Consider the following 13,272-nt stretch of genomic DNA (forward strand, 5'->3'; position numbering starts at 1 on the left):
CACGGCAGCGGGCTTGGGGCACCGCTGCCGGGTATTCAAATGTGATAGATGTCGATGACCTGGCGGACGTAGTCGTTCTTCAGCACCACTTTCTTGGCCGTGATCAGTGGTTGTTCGCCACGCAGGTCGAGGCTGTAGAAGCTGGTGCCGAAGTAGCTGTCGGTGGTCTTGTAGCGGAAGCTCAGGGTGTGCCAGTTGAAACGCACCTGGCACTGGCCCTCGCCCTCCTCGACGATCTCGATGTTGCTCAGGTTGTGCGAGGTCCGGGTGTCAGGGATGGTCGCGCTGGAGCGTTCGGTCTTGATGCGGAAGACACGATCCTCCAGGCCACCGCGGTTGCCGTACCAGATCAGCGAGATCTCGCTTTGCGGGTCTTCGGTGAGGGTGTCGTTGTCGTCCCAGGACGGCATCCAGAAGGTCGCGTCGGCGGCGTACAGTTCCAGCCATTCGTCCCATCGGGCATCGTCGAGCAGGCGCGCTTCGCGGTAGAGGAAGTCGCGCACGGTGGCGTAGAGAGCGCTCATCACACGGCCTCCACGGCGATCAGTTGCGGCTCGCCGCCGACGGCCTTGAGCATGGTGTCCTGCCAGTATTTGTGTTGCAGGACGAATAGCCCCTCGTCCTCGGTGCGCACGCCGGACAGCAGCGGATGCAGGTCGATTTCCTTCGCCGCGTCATCCGCACCTTCGACCCAGTGCTCGGCACCGCGGGACATGTCGTTCCAGCCGCGACCGCCGCCGTAGCCGGTCTGGCAGGAGCGGAATTCCTCCAGGTCGTCCGGGGTGGCCATGCCGCTGACATTGAAGAAGTCTTCGTACTGGCGGATACGCTTGGCCCGCGCCTCGGCGCTTTCGCCGCGGGGCGCGATGCAGTAGATGGTGATCTCGGTCTTGTCCACGGAGATCGGCCGGGCGATGCGGATTTGCGAGCTGAACTGGTCCATCAGGTAGACGTTGGGGTACAGGCACAGGTTGCGCGAGTTCTGGATCATCCAGTCGGCGCGGGCCTGACCGAAGTCCCGGGCCAGCTCGTCGCGGCGCTCGAAGGCCGGACGGTCCTCGGGGTTGGCCCAGCGGGTCCAGAGCAGCAAGTGACCATGCTCGAACGAGTAGAAGCCGCCACCGTGCTTGGCCCAGCTGCCGGCGCTCATGGTCTTGATCTCTTCACCGGCCTCGCGCTGCTTGCGCTGGTTCTGCGTGGCGGCGTAGTTCCAGTGCACGGAACTCACGTGGTAACCGTCGGCGCCGTTCTCGGCGGTGAGTTTCCAGTTGCCTTCGTAGATGTACGAGCTGGAACCGCGCAGCACCTCCAGGCCGTCCGGCGACTGGTCGACGATCATGTCGATGATCTTCGCCGACTCGCCGAGGTGCTCGATCAGGGGCTTGACGTCAGGGTTGAGGCTGCCGAACAGGAAACCGCGATAGGACTCGAAACGGGCCACCCTGGTCAGGTCGTGGGAGCCTTCGCAATTGAAGGAGGACGGATAGCCGGCTTCGCTCGGGTCCTTGACCTTGAGCAGCTTGCCGCTGTTGTTGAAGGTCCAGCCGTGGAACGGGCAGGTGTAGCTGGAACGGTTGCCGCTCTTGTGCCGGCAGAGCATCGCGCCGCGATGGCTGCAGGCATTGAGGAAGGCATTGAGTTCACCGTCCTTGTTGCGCGCGATGAAGATCGGCTGGCGCCCCATGGTGGTGGTGAGGAAGTCGTTCTTCTCGGGGATCTGGCTGTCGTGGGCGAGGTAGATCCAGTTGCCTTCGAAGATGTGCTGCATCTCCAGTTCGAACAGGCGCGGGTCGGTGAACATCTCCCGCTTGCAGCGGTAGACGCCTCGGTCCTTGTCTTCCTCGAGCAGGGCATTCAGGTAGTCGATTCCCAGGGTCATGGCCGGGACCTCCGTTTTTATTATCAGACGGAGGAAAGGTTAAGCAGGCGGGGATGGCCGGGATATCCGGTTTTTGCAGACCGTTATCCGTTTCTTGCAGGTGAGAATGACGCGAACCCTGTGGGAGCTGGCTTGCCAGCGATAGCGGCGGTGAAGTCACTACCGATATCGCTGGCAAGCCAGCTCCCACAGTTGTCTGGTTTTATGCCCGGCGTTTGAGGGTGTCGGAGGGCAGTTCGCCGAACTGCAGGCGATAGCTTTCGGAGAAGCGCCCCAGGTGCAGGAAGCCGTAGTCCAGCGCCAGTTCGGTCAGGCTGCGTACGTGGCAGTCCGGGTCGCCGAGACAGGCATTGATGCGCTCCAGCTTGCGCTGGCGGATGTACTGCTTCGGGGTGATGCCCAACTGGCGCTCGAACAGCCCGTACAACGAACGCACGCTCATCCGCGCCTGCTCCGCCAGGTGCTCGCTGGACAGCTCCTGCTTCAGGTTGCGTTCGATGTAGTCGAGGATCCGCTGGAAACCGGCCACCGACGGCGCCAGGCTTTCGCGACGGATATTGGTGCTCAGCAGCGACAGCAGCTTGCTGCCGACGATCTGGCTGTAGTGACTCTGCACCCGCAGCAACGGGTCGCTGGCTTCGGCTTCCATGCAGACCATCGCCAGCAGGCTGGAAAAGCCTTCCAGTTCATCCAGGCGGTAATGGTTGCGCAGGAAGCGTACGCCGCTGTCCGGGCGTTGCCAGCGGTGTTCGTCGCACACCGACTCGAGCAGCCTGACCGGCAGCTTGAGGATGAATTTCTCGCAGTCTTCGGAGTAGGTCAGGTCTACCGGATCGTCCGGGTTGATCAGCAGCAGCTCGCCCGGCACCAGGTGGTGCTCGCGCCGGTGCCCGCGCCACAGGCAGTTGCCGCTGAGCAGCACCTGCAGGTGGTAGATGGTCTCCAGCGCCGGCGAGGTGACGCGGACGCTGCCGCCGTAGCTGATCCGGCACAGGTCGAGGTCGGCGAACTTGCGGTGGTTGAGGCTGGCCTGGGGGTGGGTGCTGCGGGAAAGGCCTATGCAGTGCTGGCCGACGTGTCGATTGACATAGTCGGACACGGCATAGGGGTCGGCATGTCGAAACACGCTACTGCGGTCACTCAGCAGGCGGCTATCCATCGGCAAGGCACTCGGTTCTTGTATTTATTGTCGTGGCGCTCCTCCGGCAGCAACGCTGCGGGGGCGCCCTCCGGCATCACAGTACGCAAAGGCGAGGACTGGCACAATTCACCGGCGACAGACAGTGCTCGGCAACTATGCGGGTGCCGCCCCCGCCGGGCCTCATGTTCTCAACGATCGTCCCCGTGGATCGACGAGGGGTGTCGGCACAGCCCGTCGATCTCGATATCCATGTAGGGGAACAACGGCAACTGCATCAGGGTTTCGTGCAGGGCCTCGACGCTGGGCAGGTCGAATACGCTGTAGTTGGCGTAGTGCCCGGCGATGCGCCACAGGTGGCGCCAGCTGCCCTCGCGCTGGAGGCTCTGCGCCAGGGCCTTCTCGTCGGCCTTGAGCTTCGCGGCCCGGGCCGGGTCCATATCGACGGGCAGCTTTACCGTCATCTTTACGTGGAAGAGCATGGTCTTGTCCTTCTTAGCGGCGGGCGAAGCGCGACAGTTGCGCCTCGTCCAGGGTCAGGCCGAGGCCGGGGGTACGCGGCACATGCAGCTGGAAATCGCGGTAGACCGGCGCTTCGCGAACGATTTCCTCGGTCAGCAGCAACGGGCCGAACAGTTCGGTGCCCCAGGTCAGCTGGCGCAAGGTGAGGAAGGCGTGGGCCGAGGCCAGGGTACCGATCGAGCCTTCGAGCATGGTCCCGCCATACAGGGCGATACCCGCCGCCTCGGCGATCTGCGCGCTGCGCAGGACGGCGCGAGGGCCACCGTTCTTGGCAATCTTCAGGGCGAAGATGCTGGCGGCGCCGTCGGCGGCCAGGCTGAAGGCATCCTCGACGCTTTCGATGGACTCGTCGGCCATGATCGGCGCCGGGCTGCGCTGGTTCAGGCGCACCTGGCCGGAACGGTTGACCCGGGAAATCGGCTGTTCGATCAAATCGATGCCGTTGTCGCCCAGCACCTGGCAGCCACGGATGGCCTGGGACTCGTCCCAGTACTGGTTGACGTCGACGCGCACGCTGGCGTAGTCGCCCAGGGCCTTCTTGATCGCCACCACGTGCGTGAGGTCCTGCTCCAGCGGGTTGGCGCCGATCTTCAGCTTGAAGATGCGGTGGCGGCGCAGTTCCAGCATCTGCTCGGCCTCGGCGATATCCCGGGCGGTGTCGCCGCTGGCCAGGGTCCAGGCCACTTCCAGGCTGTCGCGCACGCGCCCGCCCAGCAGTTCGCTGACCGGCAGGCCAAGGCGCTTGCCCTGGGCATCGAGCAAGGCGCTTTCAAGGCCGGACTTGGCGAAGGTGTTGCCCTTGGCGATCCTGTCGAGCTTGAGCATGGCGGCGTTGATATTGTCCGCGGCCATGCCGACCAGGGCCGGGGCCAGGTGCGCATCGATATTGGCCTTGATGCTCTCGGGGCTTTCATAGCCGTAGGACAGGCCGCCAATGGTGGTGGCTTCGCCGATACCTTCGACGCCGTCGCTGCACCTCAGGCGCAGGATCACCAGGGTCTGCTGCTGCATGGTATGCATCGCCAGCTTGTGCGGGCGGATGGTGGGGAGGTCGACGATCACCGCCTGGACCTGTTCGATCACTGCATTGCTCATTTGCCGGGGCACCTTCTGCCGGCGACGCCCTGCATCGCCGTGGTTGTTCAGTGGACGGGCAAAGGATTGCCTGTTGGCGGCTGGCAATCCAATATCGATTACCTCTGCCACCATACCCAGGAAGTCTGATGGAGCTTCGCCACCTGCGTTACTTCAAGGCGCTCGCCGAAACCCTGAACTTCACCCGCGCCGCCGAACGCCTGCACATGGCCCAGCCGCCGCTGAGCCGGCAGATCGGCCAATTGGAAGAAGAGCTTGGCACCCTGCTGGTGGAACGCGGCCGGCCGCTGCGCCTGACCGAGGCCGGACGCTACTTCCATGAACAGACCGGCACCCTGCTCCAGCAGCTCGAACAGATCGCCGCCACCACCCGGCGCATCGGCCAGGGCCAGCGGCACTGGCTGGGCATCGGCTTCGCCCCCTCGACCCTGTATGGCCTGCTGCCGGAACTGACCCGCGAACTGCGCCGCGACGCCGAGCTGCAACTGGATCTGGTGGAAATGACCACGCTGCAGCAAGTCGAAGCGCTCAAGGCCGGGCGCATCGATATCGGTTTCGGGCGGATCCGCATCGACGACCCGGCTATCGAGCAGCGGGTGCTGTACGAGGATCCGCTGGTGGCGGTATTGCCGCGCGGGCATGCGCTGTGCGGCACCACGCCGAGCCTGGCGCAACTGGCCGGCGAGCCCTTCGTGCTCTACCCCGCCACGCCGCGGCCCAGCTATGCCGACCACGTGCTGGCGCTGTTCGCCCACCATGGTTTGAGCGTGAAGGTCGGGCAGTGGAGCAATGAATTGCAGACCGCGCTGGGCCTGGTGGCGGCCGGCCTTGGCGTGACCCTCGCGCCAGCCTCGGTACGCCAGCAGCATCGGGCGGACCTGGAATACACAGGCGTGAGTGACCGGGATGCTGTGAGCCCGATCATCCTCAGCCGGCGCAAGGATGACGCCGGGCCAGAGTTGCAGCGCTGCCTGGAACTGATCGAGGGGTTGCTCGCGGCACAGGATCCCCCTTCCGAGAGTCGTTAACGCCGGGTTAATCCAGGCAATGCCCAGTGGTGGCCAACCTTGGAAAACAGGAAGCACGCCTTATGAAAAGCACCCTACAAGCCGCACTCCTTGCGGGTTTACTGGGCTCCGGCCTGCCATACGCCACCGCAGCCAACGTCTACGGCCCGCAACTGGAGGGCTTTGCCTACCCCTATCCGTTGCAGCACCTGAACTTCACCTCCCAGGGCAAGGCCCTGCAGATGGGCTACCTGGACGTGCCCGCGCAAAAGCCCGGATCAACGGTGGGCACGGTCGTACTGCTGCACGGCAAGAACTTCTGCGCGGCCACCTGGGAAGACACGATCAAGGGGCTTAGCCAGGCCGGCTACCGGGTGATCGCGCCCGATCAGATCGGCTTCTGCACATCGAGCAAACCCGACAACTATCAGTACAGCTTCCAGCAACTGGCCCACAACACCCATGAACTGCTGAAGCACCTGGGTATCGACAAGGCCAGCATCATCGGCCACTCGACCGGTGGCATGCTGGCGACCCGCTACGCCCTGATGTACCCCTCCGAAACCGCCCGGCTGGTGATGGTCAATCCGATCGGCCTCGAAGACTGGAAGGCCATGGGCGTAGCGTACCGGACGGTCGATCAATGGTTCGAGCGGGAGCTGAAAGTAACGGCGGAAGGCATCAAGGCCTACGAACAGAAGACCTATTACGATGGCCGCTGGAAGCCCGAGTACGACAAATGGGTGGATATGCTGGCAGGGCTCAATGCCGGGCCTGGCCGCCAGGCAGTGGCGTGGAACTCGGCGCTGGTCTACGACATGATCTTCACCCAGCCGGTGGTGTATGAGTTTCCGAAACTGCGGGTACCCACCCTGCTGATGATCGGGCAGACCGATACCACCGCCATCGGCAGCGATATCGCACCGCCCGAGGTCAAGGCCAGGATCGGTAAATACCCCGAGCTGGGAAGAGCCGCACAAAAGGCGATACCTGGGGCAGACCTGATCGAATTCCCGAGGCTGGGGCATGCACCACAGATGGAGGAGCCGGCCAAATTCAACCAGGCACTGGTGGAGTGGTTGGCGAAGTGATCGGGTTCTGCCGCGGAAGATAGAGGGAAACCGTGGTACCCGTGCCCACCTGCGAGGCGATGTGCGCCTGGCCGCCGGATTGCCGGGCGAAGCCGTAGATCATCGACAGGCCCAGCCCCGTACCCTGCCCGGCCGGCTTGGTGGTGAAGAACGGCTCGAAGGCCCGGGCAAGGACATGCTCGGGCATTCCGCTGCCGGTGTCGGACACGGCCAGGCACAGGTAACCACCCGCCGGCAGTTCGAGCGCCAGCGCCTGGTCGTCGTCGAGGTACAGGTTGCTGGTCCTGATCTGGATCCGCCCGCCTGCGGGCATGGCGTCACGGGCATTGATGCACAGGTTGAGCAGCGCGTTTTCCAACTGGCTGGCATCGACGAAGGCGGGCCAGAGGTCGGGCGCACCGTGGGTTTCGAGGGTGACGGCGGGGCCGACGGAGCGTTGTATCAATTCGAGCATGCCGCTGATCAACGCATTGACATCGGTAGCCCGGGGCTCCAGCGGCTGCCGGCGGGAAAATGCCAGGAGCCGGCTGGTCAGCGCCGCTGCCCGGGTGACCCCGTCCTGAGCGGCGATCAGGTACTTGCCCAGTTCGCCGAATCGCCCCTGGAGCATGCGCCCTTCGAGCAGCTCCAGGGCACCCGAGATGCCAGCCAGCAAGTTGTTGAAGTCGTGGGCGATCCCGCCGGTCAACTGCCCGACCGCCTCCATTTTCTGCGACTGGCGCAGACTGGCCTCAGCAGCCATAAGCGCCTGGGTACGCTCTTCGACCCGTTGTTCAAGGGTGTCGTTGAGCAGGCGCAGGGCTTCTTCCGAGTGCGTCCGTTCGAGCAGGTCGGCAGCCTGGCGGGCGAGGATATCCAGCAGTCGCAGATCGCGCTCGGAAGGATGGTGGGGCTGGCCCCAATGGGTGGAGATCATGCCCAGCAGCGCGCCTTTGCGCGATACCAGCGGGGTGGTTTGCGCGGCGCGGATACCGGTGCGGCGAAACGCTTCCAGCTCCTCGGTACCGGCGATGTCCGGCCATTGCTCATAGTCGGCAATGATCGCGCGCTGCTGCAGACGCAGGGCCAGGGCACAACTGCTCAGGGCCGAGGGGCTGACCCACTGCCAGAACCGCACCGCATCCTCGGGCAAATGTCGCGCGCACAGCAACTGCAGGCCGATGGCGCTGCCCTCGCTGTCGCTACCGGCGGACAACACCTGCATGGTGCCGAACTGCGACCCGCAGATGGCCACTGCCGCGTCGACGATCTTGCCGTACAGGGCGGCGAGATCCTGTTCGCCGATCAGCATGGTGCTGATACGGTGCACCAACTCCAGGTCACCCAGTTCGTCGAGCACGGTAAAGGCACAAGCCGCGGGCGACTCCGAAGGTTGAACGACTTGGGTCTGGGTCATGGACGGGGCCTGATGAGCATGCAGAAGAGATGATTGTTAATAGTTATACGCGCTTATGCCTGGTGCTGCCGACTATCTTCAGCATGCCCCACCATCCGGCCATGAACAGCGGACGGACCAAAAGGGGCTAGAATTGCGCCACCTTCCGCCGCCGACCCAGCCTCCATGACCAGCCTTCCCGAAGCCGCCCCCCTGGCCACCGACCTGCGGGTGTTCCTGACCGTCATCCGCAAAGGCAGCTTCGCCAGCGCGGCGCTGGAGCTCGACCAGTCGCCGGCTTATGTCAGCAAGCGCATCAAGATCCTCGAAAGCACCCTGGGTACCCGCCTGCTGCACCGTTCGGCGCGGCACATCGCGCTGACCGACGCGGGCCTGCGCACGCAGCATTGGGCCGAGCGGATACTCGATCAGTTCGACGACTTCATGAGCGACCTGAGCCAGGTGCGCAAGGCACCGCGCGGCCTGTTGCACCTGTGCAGCAGCTTCGGCTTCGGGCGCAACCATGTGGCCCCGGCCATCGCCGAACTGGCCGCGACCTATCCGGACCTGGAGGTGCGCCTGGAGGTGTTCGACCGGGTGGTGGATATCGTCGCCGAGGGTTTCGACCTGGAAATCCGCGTGGGCAACGACCTGCCGGGACAGCACATGAGCCGCCGCCTGGCGAGCAACCGGCGGGTGATCTGTGCCACGCCTGAATACCTGGAGCGCTGCGGGACACCGATGACCCTGGACGACCTGGGCCAGCACGACTGCCTGGTGCTCAAGGAACGCAACAGCCCGTTCGGCTTGTGGCGGCTGGAGTCTGCCGGCAGGGAACATACGGTGCAGGTCAACGGCACGCTATCGTCCAACAGCGGCGAGATCGTCCTGCAATGGGCGCTGGCCCATCGCGGCTTGTTGCTGCGTTCGTGGTGGGATGTGCAACCGCTGGTGGCCCAGGGACGGCTGGTGCAGGTGTTGCACGAGTACAGCCAGGGCGCGGATATCTGGGCGGTGTATCCGACGCGCCTGGCTGATTCGGCGAAGTTGCGGGTGTGCGTGGAGTTTCTGGAAGCGCGGTTGAAGCACCTGGCTGTGTAGTGCTCTTCCGGGCCTCATCGCTGGCAAGCCAGCTCCCACAGTGACCGCATGCACCGCCGGACCTGTGGGAGCTGGCTTGCCAGCGATAGGGCCTTGAAGAGCACCACAAGGCTCAAGCCAGCCAGGGATTCGCGGCCAGGTGCCGCACCTCGAACGCCCGGATCTGCGCGCTGCGCTGCAAGGTGCTGCCGATCGCATCCAGCCCCGACAACAAGGCTTGCTTGCGCAGCGCATCGATCTGGAAGGCAATGCTCTCCCCCTCTCCCAACACAATCCGCTGCCCCGGCAGGTCGATCTCGATGCCGTTGGTTTCAGGCTGGCTGACCCGCTCGCCCAGACGCTTGAGTTCGTCCGGCTTCAGTTGAATGGTCAACACCCCGTTGCGCTGGCAGTTGTCGTTGAAGATCCCGGCGAAGCTGGTCCCGATCAACGCCCGTATGCCCAGTTGCTTCAGCCCCCACACCGCATGCTCGCGGCTAGAGCCACAACCGAAGTTGGGGCCGACCACGAGGAAGGCCGCCCCTTGCCAGGGTGCCTGGTTCAGCACGAACGCCGGATCGGGCGAGCCATCCGCAAGAAAGCGCAGGTCGAAGAACACCCCGCGATCCAGCCCGGCACGGTCGATACCCTTGAGGAACTGCTTGGGCATGATCACGTCGGTATCGACATTGGCCGCCAGCAATGGCGCGGCCACGCCTTGTACATGAACGAACGGTTGCATCTCACACCTCCCCTTGCAGCGAACGCACATCGACAAGATGGCCGCTTACCGCTGCCGCGGCGACCATCGCCGGGCTCATCAGATGGGTACGCGCGCCAGCCCCCTGGCGGCCTTCGAAATTGCGGTTGGTACTGGACGCACAGCGGTCACCGGGACTGAGCACGTCGTCGTTCATCGCCAGGCACATGGAACACCCCGACTGCCGCCATTCGAAGCCGGCTTCGCGAAAGAGCTGCGCCAGCCCCTCGGCTTCGGCCTGGTCGCGCACCTGGGTGGAGCCCGGGACAATCATCGCCCGTACCCCTTCGGCGACCTTGCGTCCCCGAACCACGCGGGCGGCATCGCGCAAGTCTTCGATGCGGGCATTGGTGCAGGAACCGATGAAGGCATGGCTGATGGGGATGCCACTGAGCGCCATGCCGGGTTGCAGCCCCATGTAGCGCAGGGCACGTTGCAGGTCCTGGCGCAGGATCAGGTCCGGCTCGGCCTGTGGATCGGGCACGCAGGCGCCGATGGCGGCGGCCTGGTCGGGGCTGGTGCCCCAGGTGACCATGGGCTCCAGTGCGCCGACCTGCAGCGTGACCTCACGATCGAACTGCGCGCCCGGGTCGCTGGACAGCTCGCGCCAGCGCGCCACGGCTTGCTCCCACACGGCGCCACGGGGCGCCCGCGGCTTGTCCTTGAGGTAGTCGAAGACCTTGTCGTCCGGGGCCATGAAGGCACCCCGGGCACCGGCTTCCACCGCCATGTTGCACAGGGTCATGCGCCCTTCGACGCTGAGGGCGTCGATGGCCGGGCCGGCGAATTCGATGGCGTAGCCGGTGGCACCGGAGGCGCCGATGCGGCGGATCAGTTCCATGATGATGTCCTTGGCCACCAGCCCCGGGCCCGGCTCGCCCTCGACGGTCACGCGCAGGGTCTTGAGGCGCTTGTACACCAGGGTCTGGGTAGCGAGCAGGTGCTCGATCTCAGAGGTGCCGATGCCGAAACCGAATGCGCCGAGGGCACCGTAGGTGGTGGTGTGGCTGTCGCCCGCCGCCACCACCATGCCCGGCAGGATGAAGCCTTGTTCCGGCGCTACCACGTGCTCGATGCCCTGGCGCTTGTCGAGCACGCCGAACAGCTCGATGCCGAAGTCGCGGCAGTTTTCCTCGAAGTAGCTGACCTGGCGCGCACCGCCCGGGTCCGCCATTTCGGCACCCCGTTCGGGTGTGGTGGGATTGACGTGGTCCACCACGCACAGGGTCGCCGCCGGCCGCCAGACCGTGCGCCCCGCCTCGCGCAAACCGCTGAAGGCCTGGGGGCTGGTGTACTCGTTGGCGACCTGGCGGTCGATGTACAGCAGCACATGGCCCTGGTCGTCCAGCTCGCACACGGTATGGGCGTCGATGTGTTTCCGGTACAGCGTTCTTGGGCTAGTCATGGTCATGTCCATCACGGAGGAACGGCAGCGCGTGCTCCAGCAGGGCCTCGGGGGCTTCTTCGGCGATGTAGTGGCCGCACGGCAGTTCGCCGCCGCGCACGTCCGTGGCGATGGCGCGCCACTCCTGCAACGGCGAGAAGCACTTGCCGATCACGCCATCACGGCCCCACATCACCAGCAATGGAAGCTGCAGCTTGTTGCCGGCATCGAGGTCGGCCTGGTCGTGTTCCAGGTCGATGCCGGCGGCGGCGCGGTAGTCCTCGCATACCCCGCGGGCGGCGCCGGGCAGGGACAGGCAGCGCAGGTATTCGGCGAAGGCCTCGTCGGTGAAAGGCGCAAGGCCGGCGCTGCGCCCGCCCATGACACTGCGCAGGTAGCCTTCGGGGTCGGCTTCGATCAGGGTTTCCGGCAGTGGCGCCGGGCGGATCAGGAAGAACCAGTGCCAGTAGGCACGGGCGAAGGCTTCGTTGGTTTGCCGGTACATGGCCAGGGTCGGGGCGATATCCAGCAGGACCAGGCGGCTCAGGCGCTGCGGGTGGTCCAGGGCCAGACGGTGAGCGACCCGGGCGCCACGGTCGTGGGCCATCAAGGCGAAGGTGTCGAAGCCCAGTTCGCGCATCAGCCCGACCATGTCGTTGGCCATGGCGCGCTTGGAATAGCGCTCGTGGGCGGGGTCGGCCTCGGGCTTGGCGGAGTCGCCATAGCCGCGCAGGTCGGCGGCGATCACGGTGAAATGCCCGGCCAGGGTGGCGGCGACCTTGTGCCAGATCACATGGGTCTGCGGATGGCCGTGCAGCAGGAGCAGCGCCGGGCCCTCACCGCCCTTGCGATAGGCGATCTCGACCTCGTCGATGATGCAGGTGGATTTGTGGAAGTCTGGGAACATCGGCGGTACTCCATTTCTTGTTCTTTCAGGTTGGGGTCGAGGATAGCTTTGGCAGGAACGGGTTCAACGGGTGAAATGGAGAGGGATGGAACACGGATCGTGAATTTGAGCCGGGACAGAACGCCGGCCTCGCTCCTATAAGAAATTGCCAGCGCTCGCAGATCGCACAACAGTTCGATAATCGCACCAATTCCGCCAAACCCCCTCTACTTGTCGCCCTCTCTGCGGCACGCTATGGACAAGTCAGCCAACGACTCCAGGCGCTGACTGGCCCAGGCCTTGTGGCGCGTCGGCCAGTCCGGCAATCAATACTCCAGGAATGACCAGGAGCCCGCTTTGATCAATAAAACGTATGAGTCCATCGCCAGTGCGGTGGAAGGGATCACCGACGGTTCGACCATCATGGTCGGTGGTTTTGGTACTGCCGGCATGCCGTCCGAGCTTATCGACGGGCTGATCGCCACTGGCGCCCGCGACCTGACCATCATCAGCAACAACGCCGGCAACGGCGAGATCGGCCTGGCCGCGCTGCTCATGGCTGGCAGCGTGCGCAAGGTGATCTGCTCGTTCCCGCGCCAGTCCGACTCCTACGTGTTCGACGAACTGTACCGCGCCGGCAAGATCGAACTGGAAGTGGTCCCGCAGGGCAACCTGGCCGAGCGCATCCGCGCTGCCGGTTCGGGCATCGGGGCGTTCTTCTCGCCGACCGGCTACGGCACCCTGCTGGCCGAAGGCAAGGAAACCCGCGAGATCGACGGGCGCCAGTACGTGCTGGAAATGCCGCTGCACGCCGACTTCGCGCTGATCAAGGCGCACAAGGGCGACCGCTGGGGCAACCTGACCTACCGCAAGGCCGCGCGCAATTTCGGCCCGATCATGGCGATGGCCGCCAAGACCGCCATCGCCCAGGTCGACCAGATCGTCGAGCTCGGCGAACTGGACCCGGAGCACATCATCACTCCCGGTATCTTCGTCCAGCGCGTGGTCGCCGTTTCCGGCGCTGCCGCTTCTTCGATCGCCAAAGCTGTCTGAGG

The 13,272-nt window shown here is 64.8% G+C and carries 12 protein-coding genes and 1 pseudogene; 4 read left to right on the forward strand and 9 right to left on the reverse strand.

Annotation, left to right across the window (positions count from 1 at the left end):
• Window positions 1–35: 35 nt before the first annotated feature.
• The 5 genes from benB to ACPFMA_RS17750 form a co-directional block, all read right to left on the reverse strand.
• Window positions 36–524: a benzoate 1,2-dioxygenase small subunit gene (gene benB, locus ACPFMA_RS17730; RefSeq protein WP_064302922.1), complete on the reverse strand. Its 489-nt coding sequence runs from the start codon at window positions 522–524 to the stop codon at window positions 36–38.
• Complete coding sequence (gene benA / locus ACPFMA_RS17735; protein ID WP_425928354.1) at window positions 524–1,879, reverse strand: benzoate 1,2-dioxygenase large subunit; 1,356 nt, start codon at window positions 1,877–1,879, stop codon at window positions 524–526. Before benA ends, benB begins: the two co-directional genes overlap by 1 nt.
• Window positions 1,880–2,081: 202 nt before the next feature.
• Window positions 2,082–3,038: a helix-turn-helix domain-containing protein gene (locus ACPFMA_RS17740; RefSeq protein ID WP_425928355.1), complete on the reverse strand. Its 957-nt coding sequence runs from the start codon at window positions 3,036–3,038 to the stop codon at window positions 2,082–2,084.
• A 170-nt stretch (window positions 3,039–3,208) separates the two neighbouring features.
• On the reverse strand, window positions 3,209–3,499 hold the full coding sequence (gene catC, locus ACPFMA_RS17745) for a muconolactone Delta-isomerase (RefSeq protein WP_064302925.1): 291 nt from the start codon (window positions 3,497–3,499) through the stop codon (window positions 3,209–3,211).
• Between the two features lie 13 nt (window positions 3,500–3,512).
• Window positions 3,513–4,634, reverse strand: coding sequence for a muconate cycloisomerase family protein (locus ACPFMA_RS17750; RefSeq protein ID WP_425928356.1), 1,122 nt, complete (start codon window positions 4,632–4,634; stop codon window positions 3,513–3,515).
• A 128-nt stretch (window positions 4,635–4,762) separates the two neighbouring features.
• Between ACPFMA_RS17750 and ACPFMA_RS17755 the strand changes: the two genes are divergently transcribed.
• Both ACPFMA_RS17755 and ACPFMA_RS17760 read left to right on the forward strand, forming a co-directional pair.
• Complete coding sequence (locus ACPFMA_RS17755; protein ID WP_064302927.1) at window positions 4,763–5,662, forward strand: LysR family transcriptional regulator; 900 nt, start codon at window positions 4,763–4,765, stop codon at window positions 5,660–5,662.
• A gap of 62 nt (window positions 5,663–5,724) precedes the next feature.
• Window positions 5,725–6,732 carry an alpha/beta fold hydrolase gene (locus ACPFMA_RS17760; protein ID WP_425928357.1) on the forward strand — a complete coding sequence of 336 codons (1,008 nt, stop codon included), beginning with the start codon at window positions 5,725–5,727 and terminating at the stop codon, window positions 6,730–6,732.
• Between the two features lie 4 nt (window positions 6,733–6,736).
• On the opposite strand, the pseudogene ACPFMA_RS17765 reads toward ACPFMA_RS17760, so the two are convergent.
• Window positions 6,737–8,128, reverse strand: a pseudogene (locus ACPFMA_RS17765) (ATP-binding protein); the annotation flags it as partial.
• Between the two features lie 165 nt (window positions 8,129–8,293).
• Between ACPFMA_RS17765 and ACPFMA_RS17770 the strand changes: the two are divergent.
• Window positions 8,294–9,208 carry a LysR substrate-binding domain-containing protein gene (locus tag ACPFMA_RS17770; protein ID WP_420058427.1) on the forward strand — a complete coding sequence of 305 codons (915 nt, stop codon included), beginning with the start codon at window positions 8,294–8,296 and terminating at the stop codon, window positions 9,206–9,208.
• Window positions 9,209–9,320: 112 nt separating this feature from the next.
• On the opposite strand, the gene leuD is transcribed toward ACPFMA_RS17770, so the two are convergent.
• Genes leuD through ACPFMA_RS17785 form a run of 3 tightly spaced genes read right to left on the reverse strand, consistent with a single transcriptional unit; the run spans window position 9,321 to window position 12,238 of the window.
• Window positions 9,321–9,929, reverse strand: coding sequence for a 3-isopropylmalate dehydratase small subunit (gene leuD, locus ACPFMA_RS17775; RefSeq protein WP_420058428.1), 609 nt, complete (start codon window positions 9,927–9,929; stop codon window positions 9,321–9,323).
• 1 nt (window position 9,930) lies between these two features.
• A complete protein-coding gene (gene leuC, locus ACPFMA_RS17780) occupies window positions 9,931–11,352 on the reverse strand; it encodes a 3-isopropylmalate dehydratase large subunit (RefSeq protein WP_425928358.1) in 1,422 nt (473 codons plus the stop codon).
• Entirely contained in the window at window positions 11,345–12,238 is an 894-nt protein-coding gene (locus tag ACPFMA_RS17785) for an alpha/beta fold hydrolase (RefSeq protein WP_425928359.1), read from the reverse strand. The genes leuC and ACPFMA_RS17785 overlap by 8 nt, the downstream gene beginning before the upstream one ends.
• Window positions 12,239–12,574: 336 nt before the next feature.
• On the opposite strand from ACPFMA_RS17785, the gene ACPFMA_RS17790 reads away from it, so the two are divergent.
• Window positions 12,575–13,270, forward strand: a complete 696-nt coding sequence (locus ACPFMA_RS17790) for a 3-oxoacid CoA-transferase subunit A (protein ID WP_009404708.1) — start codon at window positions 12,575–12,577, stop codon at window positions 13,268–13,270.
• Window positions 13,271–13,272 lie beyond the last annotated feature (2 nt).

The sequence above is a fragment of the Pseudomonas sp. NyZ201 genome, from assembly GCF_049860765.1.
Classification (GTDB): domain Bacteria; phylum Pseudomonadota; class Gammaproteobacteria; order Pseudomonadales; family Pseudomonadaceae; genus Aquipseudomonas; species Aquipseudomonas bharatica.